At 41.0% G+C, this 23,102-nt stretch carries 23 protein-coding genes; 20 read left to right on the top strand and 3 right to left on the bottom strand.

Annotated elements, in window-relative coordinates; genetic code table 11:
* Nucleotides 1-61: 61 nt before the first annotated feature.
* Nucleotides 62-2,821, top strand: a complete 2,760-nt coding sequence (locus LS48_RS11020) for a TonB-dependent receptor (protein ID WP_062622573.1) — start codon at nt 62-64, stop codon at nt 2,819-2,821.
* A 67-nt stretch (nt 2,822-2,888) separates the two neighbouring features.
* On the top strand, nt 2,889-3,503 hold the full coding sequence (locus tag LS48_RS11015; protein WP_062622572.1) for a DUF4230 domain-containing protein: 615 nt from the start codon (nt 2,889-2,891) through the stop codon (nt 3,501-3,503).
* On the opposite strand, the gene LS48_RS11010 is transcribed toward LS48_RS11015, so the two are convergent.
* The 3 genes from LS48_RS11010 to LS48_RS11000 form a co-directional block, all read right to left on the bottom strand.
* Nucleotides 3,498-3,824 (bottom strand): thermonuclease family protein, encoded by a 327-nt coding sequence (locus tag LS48_RS11010; protein WP_062622571.1) that lies wholly within the window; start codon nt 3,822-3,824, stop codon nt 3,498-3,500. The genes LS48_RS11015 and LS48_RS11010 overlap by 6 nt on opposite strands.
* Before the next feature lie 104 nt (nt 3,825-3,928).
* Nucleotides 3,929-4,234 carry a rhodanese-like domain-containing protein gene (locus LS48_RS11005; RefSeq protein WP_062622570.1) on the bottom strand — a complete coding sequence of 102 codons (306 nt, stop codon included), beginning with the start codon at nt 4,232-4,234 and terminating at the stop codon, nt 3,929-3,931.
* 41 nt (nt 4,235-4,275) lie between these two features.
* Nucleotides 4,276-6,045, bottom strand: coding sequence for an aromatic amino acid hydroxylase (locus tag LS48_RS11000; protein WP_062622569.1), 1,770 nt, complete (start codon nt 6,043-6,045; stop codon nt 4,276-4,278).
* Nucleotides 6,046-6,159: 114 nt separating this feature from the next.
* Between LS48_RS11000 and LS48_RS10995 the strand changes: the two genes are divergently transcribed.
* From LS48_RS10995 to LS48_RS10910, 18 genes are all read left to right on the top strand, one after another.
* A complete protein-coding gene (locus LS48_RS10995; protein ID WP_062622568.1) occupies nt 6,160-7,233 on the top strand; it encodes a 2Fe-2S iron-sulfur cluster-binding protein in 1,074 nt (357 codons plus the stop codon).
* A 41-nt stretch (nt 7,234-7,274) separates the two neighbouring features.
* On the top strand, nt 7,275-8,231 hold the full coding sequence (gene paaA / locus LS48_RS10990) for a 1,2-phenylacetyl-CoA epoxidase subunit PaaA (protein WP_062622567.1): 957 nt from the start codon (nt 7,275-7,277) through the stop codon (nt 8,229-8,231).
* Nucleotide 8,232: 1 nt separating this feature from the next.
* A complete protein-coding gene (paaB, locus tag LS48_RS10985) occupies nt 8,233-8,526 on the top strand; it encodes a 1,2-phenylacetyl-CoA epoxidase subunit PaaB (RefSeq protein WP_062622566.1) in 294 nt (97 codons plus the stop codon).
* Nucleotides 8,527-8,558: 32 nt separating this feature from the next.
* Complete coding sequence (locus LS48_RS10980) at nt 8,559-8,903, top strand: four helix bundle protein (RefSeq protein WP_062622565.1); 345 nt, start codon at nt 8,559-8,561, stop codon at nt 8,901-8,903.
* 48 nt (nt 8,904-8,951) lie between these two features.
* Nucleotides 8,952-9,701 (top strand): 1,2-phenylacetyl-CoA epoxidase subunit PaaC, encoded by a 750-nt coding sequence (paaC, locus tag LS48_RS10975; RefSeq protein ID WP_062622564.1) that lies wholly within the window; start codon nt 8,952-8,954, stop codon nt 9,699-9,701.
* Between the two features lie 45 nt (nt 9,702-9,746).
* Nucleotides 9,747-10,247 (top strand): 1,2-phenylacetyl-CoA epoxidase subunit PaaD, encoded by a 501-nt coding sequence (gene paaD / locus LS48_RS10970; RefSeq protein WP_062622563.1) that lies wholly within the window; start codon nt 9,747-9,749, stop codon nt 10,245-10,247.
* Nucleotides 10,248-10,249: 2 nt separating this feature from the next.
* Complete coding sequence (locus tag LS48_RS10965; protein ID WP_062622629.1) at nt 10,250-11,029, top strand: enoyl-CoA hydratase-related protein; 780 nt, start codon at nt 10,250-10,252, stop codon at nt 11,027-11,029.
* 64 nt (nt 11,030-11,093) lie between these two features.
* Nucleotides 11,094-12,263: a 3-hydroxyacyl-CoA dehydrogenase NAD-binding domain-containing protein gene (locus LS48_RS10960; RefSeq protein WP_062622562.1), complete on the top strand. Its 1,170-nt coding sequence runs from the start codon at nt 11,094-11,096 to the stop codon at nt 12,261-12,263.
* A 30-nt stretch (nt 12,264-12,293) separates the two neighbouring features.
* A complete protein-coding gene (locus LS48_RS10955) occupies nt 12,294-12,671 on the top strand; it encodes a four helix bundle protein (protein ID WP_062622628.1) in 378 nt (125 codons plus the stop codon).
* 5 nt (nt 12,672-12,676) lie between these two features.
* Complete coding sequence (locus LS48_RS10950; RefSeq protein WP_062622561.1) at nt 12,677-13,099, top strand: PaaI family thioesterase; 423 nt, start codon at nt 12,677-12,679, stop codon at nt 13,097-13,099.
* Between the two features lie 38 nt (nt 13,100-13,137).
* Nucleotides 13,138-13,995, top strand: coding sequence for a KPN_02809 family neutral zinc metallopeptidase (gene ypfJ, locus LS48_RS10945; RefSeq protein WP_062622560.1), 858 nt, complete (start codon nt 13,138-13,140; stop codon nt 13,993-13,995).
* Nucleotides 13,996-14,008: 13 nt separating this feature from the next.
* Entirely contained in the window at nt 14,009-15,214 is a 1,206-nt protein-coding gene (gene pcaF / locus LS48_RS10940) for a 3-oxoadipyl-CoA thiolase (protein WP_062622559.1), read from the top strand.
* A gap of 44 nt (nt 15,215-15,258) precedes the next feature.
* Complete coding sequence (gene paaZ, locus LS48_RS10935; protein ID WP_062622558.1) at nt 15,259-17,757, top strand: phenylacetic acid degradation bifunctional protein PaaZ; 2,499 nt, start codon at nt 15,259-15,261, stop codon at nt 17,755-17,757.
* Nucleotides 17,758-17,769: 12 nt separating this feature from the next.
* Nucleotides 17,770-18,522, top strand: a complete 753-nt coding sequence (locus LS48_RS10930) for an enoyl-CoA hydratase/isomerase family protein (RefSeq protein WP_062622557.1) — start codon at nt 17,770-17,772, stop codon at nt 18,520-18,522.
* 82 nt (nt 18,523-18,604) lie between these two features.
* A complete protein-coding gene (locus LS48_RS10925; RefSeq protein WP_062622627.1) occupies nt 18,605-18,973 on the top strand; it encodes a four helix bundle protein in 369 nt (122 codons plus the stop codon).
* A 52-nt stretch (nt 18,974-19,025) separates the two neighbouring features.
* Nucleotides 19,026-19,625, top strand: coding sequence for an acyltransferase (locus LS48_RS10920; RefSeq protein WP_062622556.1), 600 nt, complete (start codon nt 19,026-19,028; stop codon nt 19,623-19,625).
* 75 nt (nt 19,626-19,700) lie between these two features.
* Nucleotides 19,701-20,987: a dihydrolipoamide acetyltransferase family protein gene (locus LS48_RS10915; protein WP_062622555.1), complete on the top strand. Its 1,287-nt coding sequence runs from the start codon at nt 19,701-19,703 to the stop codon at nt 20,985-20,987.
* Between the two features lie 105 nt (nt 20,988-21,092).
* On the top strand, nt 21,093-23,093 hold the full coding sequence (locus tag LS48_RS10910) for an alpha-ketoacid dehydrogenase subunit alpha/beta (protein ID WP_438829844.1): 2,001 nt from the start codon (nt 21,093-21,095) through the stop codon (nt 23,091-23,093).
* The last annotated feature ends 9 nt before the right edge of the window (nt 23,094-23,102 follow it).

The following is a 23,102-nucleotide window of genomic DNA, read 5'->3' as shown; positions in this document are numbered from 1 at the left end:
TCACTGTAAATTATCTGTCCGTCGGGAGCGCAGTCGATATTTTATTTCCTCAATACATACTATGAAAAAAATCTTTTGGTTATTTATACTTCTTTTTAGCTTTTCCCTTTCCGCACAAAGTATAAAGGTGAAAGGAACCATTAAAGACAGCGTTGGCAATACGCTTGAATTTGCCAATGTTATTGCCAGCATTAAAGCTACTGGCGCTACAGAATCTTACGGAATTACGAATTACCAAGGACGTTACCAGTTAGATCTTCCCAAAGGAAACATTTATATTTTAAGAGCAAGCTTTCTTGGGTATGAAACCAAGGAACAAACGGTAAATGTTCCCGCTGATGCGGAAAATATTGATTTGGATTTCATTTTAAACCCGCAAGAAAACCAACTGGACGATGTGGAAATTGTTTATGAAATGCCCGTAACCGTTAAAGGCGATACCATTGTTTACAATGCGGATAGCTTCACCAATGGCGATGAAAGAAAGTTGGGCGATGTAATGAAAAAACTTCCGGGAGTGGAAGTTAATGATGAAGGTGAAATCCAAGTAGAAGGGAAAACCGTGAGTAAAGTTATGGTGGAAGGCAAAGATTTTTTTGATGGAGACAGTAAGCTAGCCACAAAAAACATTCCCGCCGATGCCGTTGATAAGGTTGAAGTACTTCGAAACTATAACGAAGTAAGCCAAATGCGCGGTCTTGGAAACGATCGCGACAATGTTGCCATAAACATCAAATTGAAAGAAGGGAAGAAAAATTTCTGGTTTGGGGAAGTTACGGCTGGCGCAGGAATTGCAGATGAATATGGCGATGATAATGGACGCTATTTAGTGCATCCGAAGCTTTTCTATTACAGTCCTAAATACAGTATTAATGTAATTACCGATTTCAACAATATTGGGGAAGTGCCTTTTACTTTTCGGGATTATTTCAACTTTACAGGTGGGTTTAAAAACTTCAATAAAGGTGGCGGAACCAGTTTTAGAATTAGCGATAGCGACCTTGGGTTTGCGGTTTCACAAAACGACCGTGCAAAGAATATAGATGCCAAATTTGTTGCAGGAAACTTCAGCTACGCCCTAAACGAAAAACTCGATATAAGTGGCTTTGGAATTTTGAGCGACAACAAAACAAACATCGTGAATAATTCCATTCGGCAGTACATTGATGAAGGAATTACAGAAAACACAAATACTGAAAACGACCAGCGCAACCAATTGGCTATGCTGAAATTGAGCAGTATTTATAAACCCAGTACAAGCTTTCAGTTAGATTATGATGCGCTGCTAAAAACTTCAAAGCAAACCGAAGACGATACTACCATTTCAATAGTGGACGGTAACCAAAATGACATTTCTGAAGTAAAGGAAAACAAGCCTTTTTCTATCAATCAGACTGCGAATGCCTATTATACTTTAAATGACAAGAATATTTTTGCAGCAGAGGTTCAGCATTTGTACCAAAAAGAAGATCCGTTTTATCAAGCTGTGCAGGATTCCATTCCGTTTCGTGGCGTTTTTACACAGATTAATCCGTTGGATCCTTTTAATAGCAATGCCGATACTTTTGATCCATTGGAACAATCAGACCGTTATAATATAAACCAAGATAAAACGGTAAAAAGCAACAAACTGGACGCAAAGATTGATTATTACTATATTTTGAACAACATTAGCAACCTTAATTTTACTGTCGGGACTACATATAGCAACCAAAGTTTTAACTCTGCGATTTTTCAGATTTTGGATAATGGTACTCAAAACGCTTTTACTGAAAACGACTTCAACAATGATATAACTTACACTTTTACCGATGCTTTTTTTGGACTTCACTATAAATTGAAAAGCGGCAAATTCATCTTCAACCCTGGTGTTACACTTCATAATTACGATTTGAAAAATGAGCAGCTGGGAACTACGGCAACCCAAAACAAGTGGATGGTACTGCCCGATGTCAACGTAATTTTGGAACTGAAGAAAAGTGAAAATCTGCGTTTCAATTATGCAATTACTTCAGAATACAGCGATGTTAATAATTATGCCCAGGCATATGTTTTCAATAATTACAATCAGCTTTTCCGGGGGAATCGCGAACTGGAAAATTCGCTTTCGCACAGTTATAATTTAACTTATTTCAGTTTCAATCTTTTCAACTATACAAACATTGGGGGTAATTTGAGCTATACCCGCAAGATTGATGCTATTAAAACAAACACACAATTGGTGGGTATTAACCAGGTGAGCAGCCCCATAAATTTTGACAGCAATTTCCCCGACGAAACTTTTTCAGTAGTAGGAAGATTCAGCAAAACCGTTAAAAAAGTACAGTTTAAACTCGATGCGGCTGTGTTTTTGACTAAAACAAGTAATACCATAAATGAAGAAATTCGTGAGAGCCAAAGTCTAACGCAAAACTATAATGCTAGTGTACTAAGTAACTTCAAAAGTTTTCCAAATTTTGAAGTAGGGTATCGGTATATCAAAAACGATTATGACAACGGTGGGATTGAGCAGGCATTTTTTACAAACCAGCCCTATGCTAACGTGAATCTTCGCTTTTTAAGAAATTTCAATCTTTTTGCCGAATGGGATTATTATAAGTACACAAATGATGCAAATACAATTGAAAACAGTTATTCTTTTTTCAATGCAAACTTATACTATCAAAAGGGTGAAAGTCCGTGGGAATTTTCAGTGCGGGCCACAAATATTCTCAATACAGAATTCATTAATAACGATAGTTTTAATGACCAGTTCAACACAACTTCGCAGTATTTTGTGATGCCGCGCATTGTTATGTTTGTGATAAAATATGATTTGTAACCGTCATTGCGAGTGCAGCGACGCAATCTCATGTTTTTTCCTTAATTTCCCTTTTAAAAATTCTCCCATGCGAAACATCCTTCTAGGAATTGTAATTGCCTTTGTAATCGTCTTCGGCCTGCGGTATTGTGAAAACAAAAAGGAAAACCGTGAAATACTTGAAGCGAATACAGCCCTCATTCAAAAAGAACTGAAAAACGTGGGCAAATTGATTGTTACCGAAGGTAGTTATGCACAGGTTTTTACATATAACGACAGCAAAGATTTAATGTACGGATTATTCGATGCGCGAAAGAAAGCCTTGATTGTTGTCAATGCAAAGGCAACAATCGCTTATGATCTAAGCGAAGTGAAAACTGATATTGATGAGACTACAAAGACGGTAACCATTACAAATATTCCCGAACCGGAGCTTTCCATAAACCCAAACATACAGTATTATGATGTTACCCAAGATTATCTCAACCAATTCACCGCATCTGATTACAACAAAATAAAAAGCCGGGTTGAAAAATCACTCAAAAAGAAAATTGAAGCTTCGGAATTGCGAACGAATGCCGAAAACAGGTTGATTTCCGAACTTCAAAAAATTTATATTCTCACCAACTCAATGGGGTGGACGTTGAAATACAATTCCAAAGTAGTTGAAAACGAAGCGGAACTGCAAAAGCTGAAACTATAGCATATATTCTTTTGCGTGCCCGTTTTGCACTAACCATTTGTTCAAATCTATATCGTCAATGATTATGTTTGCTAGGTAGCGACCGTATTTTTCCTGTTTGTCCTTGTACGAATTGATGGTAACTTCCTTATCCAGAATCATTGCCCGCACAATATCGCGAACCACCAATCCTTTTTCCCGTTCCTCACCACGAATTTCCGGAGTGTCTATTCCGTAAAGACGAAATTTCATTTGTTGAAAATGGTAAAACCCCAAATCTACCATTGCGGTAATGGTATCACCGTCATAAACGTCTATAACTTTTGCTTTGTATTGATACATAATTTCAAATTTTTGTTAGTCATTATAAAACTACAAAAAACTGAAATTCAACACTTTAAAAAATATAGAAATTTTATCCCTCCCTTCGGGAGGGTCGGGTGGGCTTATAATTTCTTGCTCAAACCAAACCAGCCGCCGCCATTCATCGCCTCTATGCCGTTGCTTTTTAAAATTCCGGCCGCGCTGGCGCTGCGCATTCCACTGGCACAACAGGCAATTACCGGTTTGTTCCATTTTTTTATTTCGTCTATTTTAGAAGAAATATTCTGAAGCGGAATATTTTTAGAGCCCGGAATCGCCCCGCTTTCATATTCGCCTTTGCTCCGAACATCCACGATTATGGCACCGCGGCTTTTAAAATCCTGTATTTTCTTAGTCTTATTTCCGAATAAAAAATCAAATAGTCCCATATAATTTTTTTTGCCACCCTGAGCGCAGTCGAAGGGTCTTTTTATTTAATAATTTCTTTTGTTTTTGTTTCTAAAAGTTCCAATCCCCCTTCAATCAAATGCGCGACTTTTGGTCGCTGTTGCTTCAAATTTAAAAGATGCTTTAAAACTTGTTCAGAAAAATCTGAATCAAATTGTGCAACCAATTCATAAATTTCCAGTGGCAGCAGCCAATCGGTCGGATGATTTTCTTCTAAAATTTTAAAGATTTCCTGAAGTTTTGTCGTATCACCTTCTTTAGAATTACGAATGGCTCTAACTTCTTTATAAAGCGAATTCAGTTCAATCTCTTTTTCAGAAAGTTGGGGTCGGATGGTTTCGCTGGTAGCAGTGTGCGTTACCAAATCAAAGGAATTATAATCTGCCGCTCCCGCAAAGGCTGAAACAATTTCCTTGCCCACGGCCATATCAAAATCGCCCATTTCCGGAGAGAAAAGGACTTCGTTTTTATATTTTACCGTGCAATCCGTAAATTGGATAAGCATAAGTTCTCCGCGAAGGTTTCGTATTCCGGTGACGTTCAAACCTGCAACGGTTATTCCGCTTTCAAACTCGAAAGCAATTGGTTTTCCGTCGTAAAAATTATAAGCCTGCAAATCGCGCGGCCCCATATTTTCTATAGCGAGATTGATTCCTTTCAATTTCCCCAAAGGCGAACGGAATCCGTTTTTATGGCGGCTCACCCCGTGGCCAATTACTTCTTTTTCGCGGTAGGAGAGTGCAGTTTCGCCTTCAGTTTCAAAATACACCACCTCATTATCCTCATTTTTTATCATTCTCGAGAAATGGCCGCTAATTTGAAGTCCCGTGCTTATTTCAATAGTCCCGAGCTGTTTGGATTTTATGAGTTTTTTTAAACCTCGCCAACCGCCTTTCCGAACGGCCATGGTGTTTGCAAATTCTTCCAAAACTTCTTGTAAATACGCAAAATCTGGTGTTACATAAAGTTGCGGCTGTGGTTTCGTAATGTCAAAATCTTGGTAAGCCGCATCAATGGAGTAGGGGATTTTCTTCACTTCCTCTTTCATACACCAAACACTTTCGCCAATGGAAGAAAGCAGTCCGGCCCCGTAAATCTTCGGATTTTCAACCGTACCAACCATTCCGTATTCCACGGTCCACCAATGCAGATTTCGAATCAGGGAAATTTCCGAAGGTTTCACTTTTTTATTTTGAAGTTCTTCAACCCGGGCTTCGGCGGCGTTTATCAGTTCCTGCGAAATTCCTTCGGCTTCCTTTAAAATGGAAAGCTCGCGAACGGCTTCATACATATCTATATCGTGTGCGCTGGAAATTGCTTTAGCGCCTACTTCTCCAAAACGACGCAGATATTCCGCGTAATCGGGACTTGCAATAATGGGGGCGTGGCCCGCGCCTTCGTGAATAATATCAGGGGCTGGGGTGTATTCTATGTTTTCAAGTTGGCGGATGTCGCTCGCAATAACCAGCACTTTATAAGCCTGAAATTCCATAAAAGCATTCGGCGGAATAAACCCATCAACGGCAACGGCAGCCCAACCAATTTCCTTTAAAATACGGTTCATTCCGTACATGGAAGGAATTTCATCTATGGAAATACCAGTTTTTTTGAGGCCGCCCAAATAACTTTCGTGGGCAACCTTTGCCAGATAATCTACGTTTTTTCGCATTACATAGCGCCACACCGCTTGGTTTATGGGCGTGTATTGCTCATAGTTTTGCGGTTTTATGTACTGTTTCAAATGCGGCGGCAACCGGTCCAGCAATTCGTTGGTTTCAATGTTTGTTTCCATAGGTCAAAAGTAGCTTAGACTCGGCAGGTTTCCAAAGCGATAAAGACCTAATTTTTGTATCTTGCAACTTAAAGCAAAAAACGTAGTTTTGTTTATCATTTTTAAACCCCGTACGTGGCAAAATTTCATAAAATAAAAATAAAGGACGTTTACAAAGAAACCGACGACTGTTCGGTGATTACCTTTGATGTTCCCGCCAACTTAGCAGAGGAATTTAACTTTAGACAGGGACAGCATTTAACCTTAAAGGCCGATATTGAAGGCGAAGATACAAGGCGTTCCTACAGCTTGTGCTCCAGCCCTATTGATAAACAATGGCAAGTGGCTGTAAAAACCATTCCGGGCGGCAAGTTTTCAACCTTTGTAAATTCAAGGTTACAGGCTGGCGATACGCTGGAGATTATGGAGCCAAGTGGGATGTTTGGCGTGGAAATTGAACCTGAAAAAGCCAAAAACTATCTGTTTTTTGCGGCTGGAAGCGGTATTACGCCCGTGCTTTCTATGATTAAAACACATTTGGCTTTGGAGCCCAACGCAACTTGCAAGCTGTTTTATGTGAATAGAACGGCGAAATCCATTATCTTTAAGGAAGCTTTGGAACAGTTGCGGAACCAGTATTTTGGCAGATTGGAAATCTATTATTTCCTTACGAAGGAACGCCGCGATATCGAACTTTTCAACGGACGTTTTGACGATGAAAAGATGCGGGTTTTGACTAAAACCTTTATCGACATTCCAGATACCAGTGAAGTGTTCCTGTGCGGACCCGAAGAAATGGTGAGCTACGTGAGCAATTATTTGGTGGAAGCAGGTTTGCCGAAAGAATTGATTCATTTTGAATTGTTCGTAACCGGATTGACCGAAGAAGATAAAAAACGCGCCGAACGCTTGGCGCAACAAAATGTGGAAGGTGTTGAGGTGACCATTGTGGATGCCGGAAAGGAATTCCAATTTACAATGACAAAGGATTTTGACAATATCCTCGATGCTGCTTTGGCTGCAGGTGCCGATTTGCCCTTTGCCTGCAAAGGCGGGGTTTGCAGCACTTGCAAATGCCAAATTTTGGAAGGCAGTGTGGAGATGAAAATAAATTACGCTTTGGAAGAAAAAGAAGTTGCGCAAAACTTTGTATTGAGTTGCCAAGCAGTTCCAACTTCCGAAAAAGTGAAAGTAGATTTTGATGTATAACTAGCTTACGGTTTACAGCCTAAAGCTTAAAGCATAAACAGATGAGTGAGAAAGAAGTAAAAAACCTAGAAGAAATTTTCGAAGCCCGCATTGCGCGCGATGAAAAGATAGAGCCGAAAGACTGGATGCCGGAGAAATACCGTCAGACCCATATTCGGCAGATAAGCCAGCACGCACATTCCGAAATCATTGGGATGCTTCCCGAAGGCAACTGGATTACCCGTGCACCTTCATTGCGAAGAAAAGCTGCGTTGCTTGCAAAAGTGCAGGATGAAGCCGGACACGGATTGTACCTGTATTCAGCTTGTGAAACCTTGGGAGTTTCCCGCGATGAACTATACGAACAATTACATTCCGGAAAGGCAAAATACTCTTCCATTTTCAATTATCCAACAATCACTTGGGCCGATATGGGCGCGATTGGCTGGTTGGTTGACGGCGCCGCGATTATCAATCAGGTACCGCTTTGCAATACGTCTTTTGGCCCGTATGCCCGTGCAATGGTACGTGTTTGCAAGGAAGAAAGTTTTCACCAGCGTCAAGGTTATGAAATTATGTTAACACTTTGCCGCGGTACGGAAGAACAAAAAGCCATGGCGCAAGATGCGCTAAACCGATGGTGGTGGCCAAGTTTGATGATGTTGGGCCCAACCGATGCGGAGTCGGTTCACACCGAGCAATCCATGAAATGGAAATTGAAACGTAAAAGTAACGACGAGCTTCGTCAGCAATTTATAGACCAGACTGTACCGCAGGCAGATTTGCTGGGACTTACAATTCCGGATCCAGATTTGAAATTTAATGAAGAAACCGGACATTACGATTTCGGCGAAATTGATTGGGATGAATTTTGGCAAGTAGTAAAAGGCCACGGCCCGTGCAACAAAGAACGAATGAGCGCCCGAGTGAACGCATGGAACAATGGCGAATGGGTTCGCGATGCAGCAATGGCGTATGCTGAAAAGAACGAAAAAAGAAAAGTAGCAAAAGCGAGTTAAGATGGAAAACACTAAAAAAAACTGGCCCCTTTGGGAAATATTTGTCCGCAGTAAAAACGGATTGGAGCACCGCCATTTTGGTAGCCTCCACGCCGCCGATGCCGAAATGGCATTGGAAAATGCCCGCGATGTTTACACACGCCGAAACGAAGGAGTGAGCATTTGGGTGGTGGAAAGCAAACATATTACAGCCTCCAATCCCGCTGATAATGGCGAACTTTTTGAGCCTGCGCAGGACAAAGTATATCGCCACCCCACTTTTTATGATTTGCCGGATGAGGTGAAGCATATGTAGAGGGAAATCGAAATCTAAACTGAAATCGAAAAATGAAAAGTTATAATTTAGATAATCGGTTTGAAGATTTCGCCGCTTCGATTGTTGTAATTTTTAAGATGCCACCAAAATCCTTTGCCGCCGATTATCTCGCTAAACAACCTATAAGATCTTCATGTTCATCTGCTTTAAATTTCGGAGAATTTGAAGGCGCAGGTTCAGATAAAGATAGAGCTAACAAATTAAGGATTACATTGAAACAATTAAGAGAGTCACTGAGGAATATTAATATTCAAGTTAAAGCGAATCTCATTGATTCTAGTAATATTGCAGCAATAAGAAATGAAAATGACGAACTTATAAGAATTGTTGTTTCACTTCTCAAAAAATATAGCTAATGTTTTCGATTTCGATTTGAGTTTCGATTTCGATTTTAAAAACTGAAAATGAAGAATCTATATAACTATATTCTCACCATCGCAGACAACTCCCTAATCCTAGCCCAGCGCTTGGGCGAGCTCTGCGGCCACGGCCCAAATTTGGAAACGGATATCGCCCTAACCAATATTGCCCTGGATCTGCTGGGTCAGACCCGAAGCTATTACCAATATGCCGCAAAGATTTCCGATGAAAATAAAACTGAAGATGATATTGCCTTCCTAAGAATTGAAAGGGAATACAAAAACTGTCTGTTAGTGGAACAGCCAAACACACATTTCGGCTACGTCATTGGCCGTCAGCTTCTCTTCGATGTTTACCATTTTATGTTTATGGAAAAATTGCAGAACAGTCCGGATGAAACTTTGGCCGCAATCGCCAAAAAAGGAATTAAGGAAGTAAGTTACCACAAACGATTTTCTTCCGATTGGGTAAAACGCTTGGGCGACGGCACCGAGGAAAGTAACGCAAAAATGCAGGAAGCAATCGATGACCTCTGGCGATTTACGGACGAGCTTTTCTTTATGACCGAAGCTGAAACGACAATGGCAAAAGAAGGAATTGGTGTTGATGTTTCAACATTCAAAGAAAAATATTACGAAGAGGTTTCCGAAGTTTTAAAAGAAGCAACCTTGAAAGTTCCCGAAAACAAATATTTTACTAAAGGTGGAAAAGAAGGCGTCCACACGGAGCATATGGGCTATATTTTGGCAGAGTTGCAATATATGCAGCGCACCTATCCGAATATGCAATGGTAACAAATTCCCGCGCAGGCGGGAATCCCATCTATTGAAAGCAAAATTATGATCACCAAACCTGCAAATATTGATTATGAATTGATTCCAATTTTGGAACAAGTAAGCGATCCTGAGATTCCTGTACTTTCGGTTTTGGATTTGGGTGTAATTCGTGAAGCGGTTGAAAAGGATGGAATTGTTCAAATTAAACTTACACCCACATATTCCGGTTGCCCGGCAATGGATGTGATTGCAGATGATTTAAAAAAAGCCTTTTCAGAAATAGGAAAAAATGTAGAAGTTGAATTGGTTCTTTCCCCAGCCTGGTCAACGGATTGGATTTCAGAAGAAGGACTCCAAAAAATGGAGGAATACGGCATTGCCCGACCGCTTTCAGAATCCCATGATAAAGACGTTTTACTTGGCGAAAAAAAACTGGTAAAATGTCCGCAATGTGGAAGCACGAATACACATTTGGTAAGCCAGTTTGGTTCCACGGCCTGCAAAGCTTTGTTTAAATGTGATGATTGCCAGGAACCGTTTGATTACTTTAAATGTCTAAAATAAAAATGAAAAGCATAACCACCCAAATAGAAAACAAAATAGCAACACTAACGCTGAACCGCCCAGAGGTTTTTAACAGTTTCAACCGCGAAATGGCACTTCTGCTACAAGACGAATTGGATGCCTGCGAAAAAAATCCAGAAGTTCGCGCAATCGTACTCACCGGAAGCGGAAAGGCTTTCTGTGCCGGTCAGGATTTAAAGGAAGTCACTTCACCGGAATTAAACCCCGGTTTCAAAAAAATTCTTGAGGAACACTACAATCCTATTATTTCACGGATTCGAAATATTGAAAAACCAATCATCGGCGCAATCAATGGAGTCGCCGCAGGTGCAGGCGCTAATATTGCTTTGGCTTGTGATGTAGTTGTCGCTTCCGAAAATGCCAGTTTTATACAGGCTTTCAGTAAAATTGGGTTGGTGCCCGATAGCGCCGGGACCTTCTTTTTGCCGCGATTGATTGGGTTCCAAAAAGCTTCGGCGTTGATGATGTTGGGCGATAAGGTTTCTGCCGTGGAAGCTGAAAAACTGGGAATGGTTTACAAAGTAGTTACGCCGGAAAATTTTAAGGAAGAGGTGAACAACATTGCTTCCATTTTGGCAAATATGCCCACCAAAGCATTGGGACTTACAAAACGTTTGCTGAACAATTCAATGCAGAATTCGTTGGAAGAACAACTGAATTTTGAAAGCAAACTTCAAATAGAATCGGCCCAAAGCGAAGATTATGCCGAGGGTGTTGATGCTTTTATAAACAAACGGAAACCGAACTTTAAAGGGAAGTAAATTGTCACCCTGAGCGCTCCCGATAGTTATCGGGACGAGGGGTTTTATATATGAAATAAATAAAATGATCAAAAAAGTTGGAATAATTGGCGGAGGAACTATGGGAAGCGGCATAGCACAAGTAGCCGCCACGGCTGGATGTTCGGTAAAATTGTACGATACCAAAACAGAAGCCTTGGAAAAAGCCAAAGCAGATTTGGAAAAAATAATGGACCGTTTGTTGGAAAAAGGAAAAATCAATTCCGAAGAAAAACAGCGCATCCAAAACAATATAAAATATGTCAATTCTCTAAAAGAACTGAAAGATTCAGATTTGACCATTGAAGCGATAGTTGAAAATCTCGAAATTAAAAAGAATGTGTTTTCGACCCTCGAAAAATTTGTGGGCGACGATTGCATCATTGCCTCAAATACTTCTTCTTTATCGATAGCATCAATCGCTTCCTCCCTTCAGAAACCGGAACGTTGCATCGGGATTCATTTTTTCAATCCAGCGCCTTTAATGAAATTGGTTGAGGTTATTCCCGCAATCCAAACTTCAGAAGAAACCTTGAAGAATTCCGTCGAAATAATTAAAAATTGGAATAAAACTGTCGCAGTTGCAAAGGATACTCCGGGATTCATTGTGAACCGCGTAGCCCGTCCATTTTACGGGGAAGCACTTCGCATTTATGAAGAAGGATTTGCATCATTCGCAGAAATAGATTCTGCAATGAAAGAAATTGGCGGTTTCAGAATGGGTCCCTTTGAACTGATGGATTTTATTGGAAACGACGTAAATTACACCGTAACCGAAACGGTTTTTGAAGCCTTCTATTACGATCCGCGCTACAAACCTTCTTTCACCCAAAAGCGTTTTGCCGAAGCTGGTTATTTGGGAAGAAAGAGCGGAAAGGGGTATTATAATTATTCAGACGGTGTCAGCCTGAGCGCAGGGGAAGGCGATTTTGATTCCGAAAAGGCAGAGCAAATTTTTAATCGAATACTCGTAATGCTAATAAACGAAGCCGCAGACGCCCTGTTTTGGAACATCGCTTCCGCAGAAGATATCGACAACGCAATGACCAAAGGTGTGAACTATCCGAAAGGCTTATTGGCTTGGGCCGATGAAAAGGGAATGGATTGGTGTGTAAAAAAAATGGACGAACTTTACGATGAATATCACGAGGACAGGTATCGTTGTTCGCCGTTGTTAAGAAGGATGAACAAAGGAGGTTTGAGGTTTGGGGTATGAGGTATGAGGCTCCAAAAAAGAATTAGATTTATGAAATCGGAATATCATTTTAGATTTGAGGAATTACAGGTTTACCAAAAAGCGATTGCTTTTGGGGAAATTGTAAATTCCTTGGTCAAGAAATTTCCCAGGGATGAACGATTTGAATTAAAATCCCAATTCAAAAGAGCTTCAGATTCTAATGCACTGAATATTGCGGAAGGGTCATCAGGTACCGATAGACAGTTTTATAATTATTTGGGAAATTCTTGGCACAGTGCGGAAGAATGCGTGGCCTGCGGTACAAAAGCAAGATTGCGTAATTATATTAATTTTGAAGATGATGAAGAAGTGCGAAAAAATATTACCGAGCTTTCCAAAATGATTACAAGTCTAAGGAATACAATTTCAAAAAGAATAAAAAAATAGTCACTATGCCCTCCTCAAACCTCATACCACACCACCTCATACCTGCAAAGATGCTCTCCCTGGATGCTTTCAGCCAATGGCTCGGCATCGAAATATTGGAAGTTGAAAAAGGTAGATGCAAGGTGGCGATGACCGTCCGTAAAGAGATGCTCAACAGTATGAACAAAGCCCACGGCGGCATAAGTTATAGTTTGGCGGATACCGCATTCGGATTTGCAGCGAATACCCACGGAAAATATGCGGTTTCTATTGAAACTTCAATCAATCACATTGAAGCGTTGAACGAGGGCGATTATTTAACAGCAGAATCTGTGATTGAAAAAGTAGGAAACAAATTGGGGTTCAATATTGTTGAAGTAAAGCGTGGCGATGAGCTAGTAGCTCTTTTCAAAGGCGTAGTGTATCGAACCAGTAAAGACTGGGAATAATTTCAACTTCAAAATCAATTAACTAAAACATAGAAATTATGAAATGGCAAGGTAGAAGAAAAAGCGGTAATCTGGACGACCGACGGGGAATGAGCAAAGGCAAACTGGCCGCAGGTGGCGGAATTGTAGTAACAATAATCGTTCTTGCTCTAAATTTTTTCGGTGGCGAAACCGGGCAACAACTTGCCCCTATCGTTGAACAATTAGGAAACAGCCAAACTGTCCAGCAAACCGAACAACGGGAACTTACCGCCCAGGAAAAAGAAATGGGCAATTTTATGGCCACCGTTTTGGCCGATACAGAAGATGTTTGGAACCAGATTTTTACCCAAAATAATATTGGCGATTATAAAGAACCCACAATGGTTTTATTTACAGATGCTGTAAGTACTGCCTGTGGAAATGCAAGCTCAGCTTCAGGCCCGTTTTACTGCCCTGCCGATCAAAAAGTATATATGGACTTGGCATTTTTTGACGAATTGAAAACTCGATTTGGCGCTAAGGGCGGAGATTTCGCCATAGCCTACGTTACCGCCCACGAGATAGGGCATCACGTGCAGACGTTATTAGGAACATCGCAAAAAGTAACCCAATTGCAACGCCAAAACAGAAGTGAAGCCAACAGATTATCGGTGGCTTTGGAACTGCAGGCCGATTTTTACGCGGGGCTTTGGGCACATTACAACCAAGAATATTTGGAAGAAGGTGATATTGAAGAGGCTTTGAGCGCAGCCAACGCGGTGGGTGATGACGCTATTCAAAAAAGAACACGAGGCGATGTGGTGCCCGATAGTTTTACCCACGGAAGCTCAGAACAACGTATGAAATGGTTTATGAAAGGCTATAAAACTGGTGATATAAAGCAAGGCGATACCTTTTCGGAAATTTTAAATTAGAATAAAACTTAGAATGAAAGACGCATATATAATTGACGGAATACGAACACCAATTGGCAGCTACCAAGGCATGCTAAGCACTATAAGAACTGATGATTTGGCGGCATTGGTAATAGCTGAAATAGTAAAAAGAAACCCAAATATTCCAAAAGAAGCATATGATGATGTAATCCTTGGTTGCGCAAACCAAGCTGGGGAAGACAATCGGAATGTAGCACGAATGGCATCTCTTTTAGCGGGATTGCCAGTTACGGTGCCAGGGGAAACCGTAAACCGACTTTGCAGCAGCGGACTTTCGGCAATAATCCACGCTAATCGGGCGATTAAAGCTGGCGACGGCGATCTGTTTATTTCTGGCGGAGTTGAAAATATGACGCGTGGACCATACGTAATTGCAAAACCATCTTCCGCTTTTGGAACTGATGCTAAAATGTACGATTCCAGTTTCGGATGGCGCTTCGTAAACCCAAAAATGGCCGAAATGTACGGCACAGACGGAATGGGAAATACCGCCGAAAATTTGGTTGAAAAACATAACATTTCCCGTGAAGACCAAGATGCATTCGCGTATCATTCACAAATGAAGGCTGCAAAAGCAAAAGAAAATGGTCGTTTGGCAAAAGAAATTGTTTTCGTGGAAATTCCGCAGCGAAAAAAGGACCCGATTATTTTTAAGGATGATGAATTCATCCGACCCGGTACTACTAAAGAAGTATTGGCAAAACTCCGCCCAGCTTTCAAAAAAGATGGAAGTGTTACGGCGGGAAATTCCTCGGGATTGAATGACGGCGCGGCAGCAACCATAATTGCTTCCGAAGATGCCGTAAAAAAATATAACTTGAAACCAATTGCTCGAATAGTAAGTTCAGCAGTAGTAGGAGTTGAACCAAGAATTATGGGTATCGGTCCCGTTGCGGCTTCAAATAAAGCTTTGGAAAAAGCAGGTTTGAAAATGGAAGATATGGACGTGATTGAATTAAACGAAGCCTTCGCATCACAAGCATTGGCGTGCATCCGCGAATGGGGATTGAAAGATGACGACCCACGCATCAACCCAAATGGGGGTTCAATCGCAATTGGCCATCCGCTCGGGGTTACTGGGACGCGAATCGCTTATTCCGCAGCTTTGGAACTTCAACTTCAAAATAAAAAATACGCTTTAATCACCATGTGTGTGGGCGTTGGCCAAGGATATGCGGCTGTCATTGAGCGAGTTTAAAAAATTGTTTTCCGCTTCATTGCGGATTGCTAAAAAATTTAAAAATGAAAAAATTACATAATTACGTCACGGGACAATGGCTTGAAGGAAACGGCGAAGGCGTGCCAATGCACGACGCCATTACTGGTGAAATCATTGCCCTTTCAGATACAGAAGGACTAGATTTTGCTGAAATCCTGCAATACGGAAGAACCACAGGAGGCGAAGTACTTAGAAAGATGACCTTTCAGGAACGCGGAAATATGTTAAAATCCCTGGCCCTCCATTTGGTTAAAAAGAAAGCCGATTTTTATGAAATAAGTTACCGCACTGGCGCAACAAAAGTGGATAGCTGGATTGATATTGAAGGTGGTTTCGGAAATCTTTTTGCCAATGCTTCCCTCAGAAAATTATTTCCAAACCAATCTTATCACGTTGAAGGCGAACCCATCGATTTGTCGCGCGGTGGCCGTTTTATGGCACATCACATTATGGTTCCAAAACGTGGCGTTGCAATTCATATAAACGCGTTCAACTTCCCCGTTTGGGGAATGCTTGAAAAATGTGCTGTCAATTGGATGGCAGGTGTCCCTGCCGTTGTTAAACCAGCCACAAACACTTCTTTTTTAACTGAAGCCGTAGTTCGTGAAATTATTGCTTCAAAAATTTTGCCCGAAGGGGCTTTGCAACTTATTACAGGTTCGGCCAGAACTATTCTCGATAGCGTGGAATCCCAAGATGTGGTTACATTCACCGGGTCTGCAACTACAGGAAGAATGCTGAAAGCGCATAAAAGAATTATAGAGGAGGCGGTGCCATTTACGATGGAAGCAGATAGTTTAAATGCTTCCGTTTTGGGGGAAGATGCCGCTCCGGGAACACCTGAATTCGACCTTTTTATTAAAGAAGTGCGAAATGAAATGACAGTGAAGTGCGGACAAAAATGTACCGCGATCCGTCGGGTGATTGTTCCTGAAAAATTAGTTGAAGATGTGCAAATTGCACTTGGAAATGCTCTTTCAAAAGTAACCATTGGCGATCCGCGTTTGAAGGAAGTCCGAATGGGCTCTTTGGTGAGTTTGGATCAAGTACAGGAGGTGCGGGAACGCGTTCAAGAATTATCCAAAACCGCAAGTATTGTTTACGGCGATTTGGATAAAATAGAAGTGATTGGCGCTGATGCTAAAAAAGGTGCTTTCTTGGCTCCAATTTTACTTCGCGAAGACAATCCGTTTAAAAATTTATCCGTTCACGAAACCGAAGCTTTCGGTCCAGTGAGTACAATCATGCCTTATAAAAATTTAGACGAAGCTATCACGTTGGTACAAATGGGGAAAGGTTCGTTGGTATCTTCCATTGCTACAAACGATGATAAAATTGCCAAAGAATACGTAATAAATGCAGCTTCTCACCACGGAAGGATTTTAGTTCTAAACCGTGAAAGCGCTAAAGAAAGTACAGGTCACGGTTCACCTTTACCAAGTTTGGTCCACGGAGGTCCAGGACGTGCTGGTGGTGGTGAGGAAATGGGCGGTGTGCGTGGTATTAAACATTATATGCAGCGAACAGCAATTCAAGGTTCACCGACAACTTTAACGGAAATCACAGGAATTTATCAAGCAAACGCAAAATATAAAGAGGCGGAACAGCATCCATTTAAATACCATTGGGAAGACATCGAGGCGGGAATGTCATTAAAAACGCATAATCGCACGCTTACCGATACCGATATAATCAATTTCGCCAATTTAACGTGGGATCATTTTTACGCGCATACCGATATTACTTCGCTCGACGGAAGTATTTTCGAAAAGCGTACCGCCCACGGCTACTTTATAATTTCCGCAGCGGCCGGGCTTTTCGTTTATCCAAATAAAGGTCCAGTAGCTGCAAATTACGGTTTGGAGGATTGTCGTTTTCTACGTCCATTATATCATAATGACACCATTTACGTACGATTAACCTGCAAACAAAAGGTAGATAGAGATGTCGCTTCCGCAGAACATCCTAGCGGAATTGTAAAATGGTTTGTCGAGGTTTTTGATACCGAAGATGAATTGGTAGCCGTTGCAACAATTCTCACCATGGTTCAAAAGAAACAGGAAACTTTTGTTGAAATAACCGATGAAAAAATCGAGGAATGCTTGAACAAACTAACCGAAGATACCAAGCCAAAATGGGGCATCATGACGCCCCAGCATATGTTGGAGCACTTGGAGTACACCTATAAAATAGCTTCGGGAAAAATTCAGGATTTTGAGGTTGCAACGCCTGAAAAGATTTTGGAAAAAGTCCATGCGAGTCTTTATAATTATGAAAAATTTCCTCGAAATACAAATTTTCCCCAATTGGAAAAAGATACTTTGGACACATTGAAACATCCCGATTTAGCAACGGCTAAGGAGAAATTTTTAGAGGAAAGGGAAGCATATAAAACCTATTTCAAAGAAAATCCAGACGCTAAATTGAAGAACCTGGTTTTTGGTGAAATGAACCGATACGAATGGTATTTATTGGAACGAAAACATTTAAACCACCATTTCGAGCAATTCGGATTAATTTAAATTTAAAAAATTTTGGAACAACCATACGTAAACATAACAACTGAAAAAGGAATCGCCACCATAGAATTCTTCCATCCGGCACACAATAGCCTGCCGGGAGATTTGTTGGCAAAACTCGCAAATACAATCACCGAAGCTGGAAATAACGATGAGGTGAAAGTAATTATTCTGAAAAGTGGCGGCGACAGAACGTTCTGTGCGGGTGCGAGTTTTAACGAATTGATAAACATAAACGACCCAGAAACGGGAAAGGTTTTTTTCAGTGGGTTTGCAAACGTTATTAACGCAATGCGAAAATGCCCAAAGTTTATAATTGGTAGAATTCAGGGAAAAACTGTTGGCGGTGGCGTGGGCGTTGCTTCGGCGACCGATTTTTGTATGGCTACAAAATTTGCAGCAATTAAGTTAAGTGAATTAAATGTGGGAATCGGCCCCTTTGTAGTGGGTCCAGCAGTTGAGAGAAAATTAGGCTTAAGCGCAATGAGCCAAATAGCTATTGATGCAAATTCATTCTACGAAGCCGAATGGGCGCGTCAAAAAGGTTTGTACAATCAGGTTTTTGATACTTTGGAAGAATTGGATGAAGCCGTTCAAAAATTTGCAGAAAATCTTTGCAATTACAATCCCGAAGCAATGAAAGAAATGAAAAAAGTATTTTGGAGCGGCACGGAGGATTGGGATGAACTTTTGGCCGAAAGAGCAGTGATTTCAGGGAGATTGGTGCTAAGTGATTTTACGAAGGAAATGTTGAAGCGGTTTGAGTGATGAGTGATTAGTGGTGAGTGGTGAGAGCAAAATGCTAGTTTTACTTTGGGTGATGAACGCCATAATTATTATTTTTAAGAATATGAAAAGTAATTATCATTTTAAATTCGAAGATTTACAAGTCTATCAAAAGGCATTGGACTTTGGAGAATTTGTAAATAAACAAGTAGAAAAATTTCCTAACCACGAAATTTATAAATTATCATCTCAATTTATTCGTGCGGCCGATTCTATTGCTTTTAATATTGCAGAAGGTTCAGGCAGCACGGATGCTAACTTTATTCGTTATTTAAAAATGGCCTGGGACAGTTCTCACGAATGTGTGGCTGCTTCTACTAAAGCAAGATTAAGAGAATATATTACTTTTGAAACAGATGAAGAAAATAGAAGAAGGCTAACGGAACTTGGTAAAATGATTTCCTCGTTAAGAAATCATTTAAAAAATAAGTAGATGTCCACTCACAGCGAAGCGCTCTCACCACTCATCGCTCACCACTATAATTATGATTTATTCCTTTAAAGGCCATATCCCAGTAATCCACGAATCCAGTTTCGTCCACCCTTTGGCGGCCGTTACTGGCAATGTGATTATTGGAAAAAATTGTTATATCGGTCCAGGTGCGGCAATTCGTGGCGATTGGGGCGAGATTATTTTGGAAGATGGCGTAAATGTGCAGGAAAACTGTACGGTGCATATGTTTCCGGGGAAAAGTATTGTTTTGAAAGAAAGCGCCCACGTTGGCCACGGAGCAATAATTCACGGTGCTAATTTGGGCAAAAATTGTTTGATAGGAATGAACAGCGTAATTATGGACGATGCCGAAATTGGCGATGAATGTATTGTTGGCGCAATGAGTTTTGTAAAAGCCGAAGAGAAATTTCCAAAACGAAAATTAATTGTGGGCCATCCCGCAAAAGCAATAAAAGATATTTCCGATGAAATGATCGCGTGGAAAACCGCCGGAACCCGATTGTACCAGCAATTACCAACAGATTGCCACGAAAGTTTAAGAGAAGTGGAGCCACTTCGAGAAATTCCGGCAAATCGTCCAAAACAAGAAGATTTTTATAAAACTTTGGAAGAATATAGGAAAAATAAATAAAACTCTGCGTTCTCTGCGCCTCTGCGGTAATTTATACACCGCAAAGCCGCAAAGTTCGCAAGGGAATAAGACAGGATGAATAAAACAGAATTCAAAATGCCCAAAATGGGCGAGAGCATAACCGAAGGAACGATTATCAATTGGTTGGTAAACGAAGGCGATTCTTTTGAAGAAGGCGATATATTGCTGGAAGTTGCGACTGATAAAGTAGATAATGAAGTCCCCGCACCAGCTTCGGGAAAAATGCTTGAGCATATATTTAAGGCAAAAGATGTTGTTCCCGTGGGGGAAGTAATCGCAATTTTGGAGTTTTCTGAAGAGAAAGGAGCTCCAAAATCTACTAGCAAAACTTCAGAAAAAACGGTTTCTAAAACCGAAATTTCCGAAAAACCGAAAGCACAAAAACAAATTTCAAAATCAGCTTCCTTTAAAGTAAACGAAAACGTTTTCATTTCGCCATTGGTTGATAGTATTGCTCGCAAAAATCATATCAGTTACGATGAATTGGCTAGAATTTCCGGAACTGGAAAAGAGGGTCGGCTGCGTAAAAGCGATGTTACGAATTATCTTGAAAATGGGCGTCCGTTCCAGTTTGCGCAAGCCATTCCAGAAGTTTCGGGATTTCAGGTTCCCGATTTGAAATTCGATAAAGGAAAAGGCAAGATCGTGGAAATGGACCGTATGCGCCAAATGATAGCCGACCATATGGTTTTCAGCAAGCACACTTCGCCACATGTAACGGCTTATGTAGAGGCAGATTTGACCGAAATGGTAAATTGGCGCAATAATAATAAAGTCGCTTTTCAGAAAAAATACAACGAAAAACTCACGTTTACTCCATTGTTTATTGAATGTGTGGCGAAAGCGATTACAGATTTTCCCATGATCAATTCCACACTTGATGGAAAAAATATTATTGTAAAAGATGAAATAAATATCGGGATGGCAACCGCACTACCTTCGGGAAATTTGATAGTTCCCGTGGTGAAAAATGCCGATAAAAAGAACTTAAAAGAATTGGCCGAAACCACAAACGAGCTCGTCGGAAAAGCGCGCGACAACAAATTAAAAGCGGACGAAACAAAGGGCAGTACTTTTACAATAAGCAATGTGGGTACTTTTGGAAGTTTGATGGGAACGCCAATAATCAACCAACCCGAAGCCGCAATTCTCGCAACCGGAATCATTAAAAAACGCGCTGAAGTAATAGAGCGAGAAGAAGGTGATGCAATCGAAATACGACAAATGATGTATTTGTCACTTTCCTTTGATCATAGAATTGTAGATGGATATTTGGCGGGATCTTTCCTTAGAAGAATTGCCGATTATATGGAACAGTTTGATACTAACAGAAAAATTTAATAATGTCAGGTCGAGCGCAGTCGAGACCTCGTTAAGAATAAAAAAGTGAATATTTCAAAAGATATATTAAAGAAGGCTTTTAAAAACCTCAGTACCGCAAAGGCGATGACCGAGATATATGAAGAAAACTTCAAGATTGTTTCAAAATACGTACACGCAACTTCGCGTGGGCATGAAGTAATCCAAACCGCCGTGGGAATGCAACTTTTGCCGCAGGATTATGCCTTTCCATATTATCGAGATGATTCTATGCTATTGGCAATCGGGATGAAGCCGTATGAATTGATGCTACAGGTTTTGGCGAAAAAGGACGATCCATTTTCTGGGGGAAGAACCTATTATTCACACCCTAGTTTAAAGGATTATGACAAACCGAAAATCCCACACCAAAGTTCCGCTACTGGAATGCAGGCGATACCCGCAACGGGAGTGGCAATGGGGTTTTGGTATAAAGAATCGTTTAAGGTAGAATTTAAAAATGAAACTTCTGAATCTCCAATTGTAGTTTGCAGTTTAGGAGATGCTTCCGTAACCGAGGGCGAAGTAGCCGAAGCCTTTCAAATGGCGGCTTTAAAGCAATTGCCAATTCTATATTTGGTGCAGGATAATGGTTGGGATATTTCAGCAAATGCGGCGGAAACCCGTGCGCAGAATGCTTTTGAATACGCTGCAGGTTTTCACGGTTTGGAAGCGGTTTCAATAGACGGAACCGATTTTGAGGAAAGTTACAATACAATTCAAGATGTAATTTCAAAAATTAGGGAAGAACGCAGACCGTTTTTGGTGCACGCCAAAGTACCGCTTTTGAACCATCATACTTCTGGAGTCAGAATGGAGTTTTATCGCGATGATCTTGATGAAGCCAGAAGTCGCGATCCCTATCCAAAGTTGAAAAAACTGCTTTTGAAGAATGGTTTTTCTGAAAAGGAGCTTCAAGAAATCGAAATCGAAATCAAAACCGAAATCGAAAAATCACTTGAAAAAGCTTTGAAAGCCGAAGACCCAAAACCGGGAGATTTATTTACCCACGATTTTGCGCCTACAACAATTACCGAGGAAGTAGGCGAACGTTCCCCAAAAGGTGGCGAAAAAGTTGTGATGGTAGATTGCGCGCTTTTCGCAATTGAGGAGTTGATGGCTAAACATCCCGAATGTTTATTGTACGGGCAAGACGTTGGCGGCCGTTTGGGTGGTGTTTTTCGCGAAGCGGCGACGCTAGCTCAGAAGTTTGGCGACAACCGTGTTTTTAATACGCCCATTCAAGAAGCATTTATCGTCGGTTCCACAGTTGGAATGAGCGCCGTGGGATTGAAACCAATTGTTGAGGTTCAGTTTGCAGATTATATTTGGCCGGGACTCAATCAACTTTTTACAGAAGTTTCCCGAAGCTGTTATCTTTCAAATGGAAAATGGCCCGTTTCAATGATTCTTCGAGTCCCCATTGGCGCTTACGGAAGCGGCGGTCCGTACCATTCCTCTTCCGTCGAAAGTGTCGTTACAAATATTCGCGGGTTGAAAATAGCATACCCCAGCAACGGAGCCGATTTAAAAGGTTTGATGAAAGCTGCATATTACGACCCAAACCCCGTTGTAATTTTTGAACACAAAGGGTTGTACTGGAGTAAGGTGAAAGGCACAAAAGGTGCAACCTCGTTAATGCCCGATGCAGATTATATTTTGCCTTTCGGAAAAGCTTGGGTTTTACAGGAAATCTGGAAGCAGGAAGAAGAGGAAACACTTTCGATTGTCACTTACGGAATGGGCGTGCATTGGGCGATGAACGCTTCCGAAGAACTCGGAATGCAGGATAAAATTGAGATTGTCGATCTACGAACACTGCATCCGTTGGATTATGATACCGTTTTCAAAAGCGTAAAAAAATGCGGAAAATGTTTGGTGGTAACCGAAGAACCTTCAGAAAATGGCTTCTCACGCGGTTTGCAAGGAAAAATCCAAGAAGAATGTTTTCAACAATTGGATGCGCCGGTCATGCTCATTGGTTCTGAAAATATGCCCGCGATTCCGCTGAATTCCACATTGGAGGAAACGATGATTCCTTCCACCGAAAAAGTAAAGAAGAAGATTTTGGAAGTTTTGAATTACTGATTTAAATTT

This window comes from Aequorivita aquimaris, assembly GCF_001573155.1.
In the GTDB taxonomy this organism is placed as follows: Bacteria; Bacteroidota; Bacteroidia; order Flavobacteriales; family Flavobacteriaceae; genus Aequorivita; species Aequorivita aquimaris.
The sequence above is the reverse complement of the archived record's forward strand: the minus strand, read 5'-3'. Positions and strand labels throughout refer to the sequence as shown.

What these genes read in the sequence shown, in the direction of transcription:
- LS48_RS11020 (WP_062622573.1), top strand. Translation starts at nt 62, where the DNA reads ATGAAAAAAATCTTTTGGTTATTTATACTTCTTTTTAGCTTTTCCCTT.
- LS48_RS11015 (WP_062622572.1), top strand. Translation starts at nt 2,889, where the DNA reads ATGCGAAACATCCTTCTAGGAATTGTAATTGCCTTTGTAATCGTCTTC.
- LS48_RS11010 (WP_062622571.1), bottom strand. Translation starts at nt 3,824, where the DNA reads ATGTATCAATACAAAGCAAAAGTTATAGACGTTTATGACGGTGATACC.
- LS48_RS11005 (WP_062622570.1), bottom strand. Translation starts at nt 4,234, where the DNA reads ATGGGACTATTTGATTTTTTATTCGGAAATAAGACTAAGAAAATACAG.
- LS48_RS11000 (WP_062622569.1), bottom strand. Translation starts at nt 6,045, where the DNA reads ATGGAAACAAACATTGAAACCAACGAATTGCTGGACCGGTTGCCGCCG.
- paaA (WP_062622567.1), top strand. Translation starts at nt 7,275, where the DNA reads ATGAGTGAGAAAGAAGTAAAAAACCTAGAAGAAATTTTCGAAGCCCGC.
- paaB (WP_062622566.1), top strand. Translation starts at nt 8,233, where the DNA reads ATGGAAAACACTAAAAAAAACTGGCCCCTTTGGGAAATATTTGTCCGC.
- LS48_RS10980 (WP_062622565.1), top strand. Translation starts at nt 8,559, where the DNA reads ATGAAAAGTTATAATTTAGATAATCGGTTTGAAGATTTCGCCGCTTCG.
- paaC (WP_062622564.1), top strand. Translation starts at nt 8,952, where the DNA reads ATGAAGAATCTATATAACTATATTCTCACCATCGCAGACAACTCCCTA.
- paaD (WP_062622563.1), top strand. Translation starts at nt 9,747, where the DNA reads ATGATCACCAAACCTGCAAATATTGATTATGAATTGATTCCAATTTTG.
- LS48_RS10965 (WP_062622629.1), top strand. Translation starts at nt 10,250, where the DNA reads ATGAAAAGCATAACCACCCAAATAGAAAACAAAATAGCAACACTAACG.
- LS48_RS10960 (WP_062622562.1), top strand. Translation starts at nt 11,094, where the DNA reads ATGATCAAAAAAGTTGGAATAATTGGCGGAGGAACTATGGGAAGCGGC.
- LS48_RS10955 (WP_062622628.1), top strand. Translation starts at nt 12,294, where the DNA reads ATGAAATCGGAATATCATTTTAGATTTGAGGAATTACAGGTTTACCAA.
- LS48_RS10950 (WP_062622561.1), top strand. Translation starts at nt 12,677, where the DNA reads ATGCCCTCCTCAAACCTCATACCACACCACCTCATACCTGCAAAGATG.
- ypfJ (WP_062622560.1), top strand. Translation starts at nt 13,138, where the DNA reads ATGAAATGGCAAGGTAGAAGAAAAAGCGGTAATCTGGACGACCGACGG.
- pcaF (WP_062622559.1), top strand. Translation starts at nt 14,009, where the DNA reads ATGAAAGACGCATATATAATTGACGGAATACGAACACCAATTGGCAGC.
- paaZ (WP_062622558.1), top strand. Translation starts at nt 15,259, where the DNA reads ATGAAAAAATTACATAATTACGTCACGGGACAATGGCTTGAAGGAAAC.
- LS48_RS10925 (WP_062622627.1), top strand. Translation starts at nt 18,605, where the DNA reads ATGAAAAGTAATTATCATTTTAAATTCGAAGATTTACAAGTCTATCAA.
- LS48_RS10920 (WP_062622556.1), top strand. Translation starts at nt 19,026, where the DNA reads ATGATTTATTCCTTTAAAGGCCATATCCCAGTAATCCACGAATCCAGT.
- LS48_RS10915 (WP_062622555.1), top strand. Translation starts at nt 19,701, where the DNA reads ATGAATAAAACAGAATTCAAAATGCCCAAAATGGGCGAGAGCATAACC.
- LS48_RS10910 (WP_438829844.1), top strand. Translation starts at nt 21,093, where the DNA reads ATGACCGAGATATATGAAGAAAACTTCAAGATTGTTTCAAAATACGTA.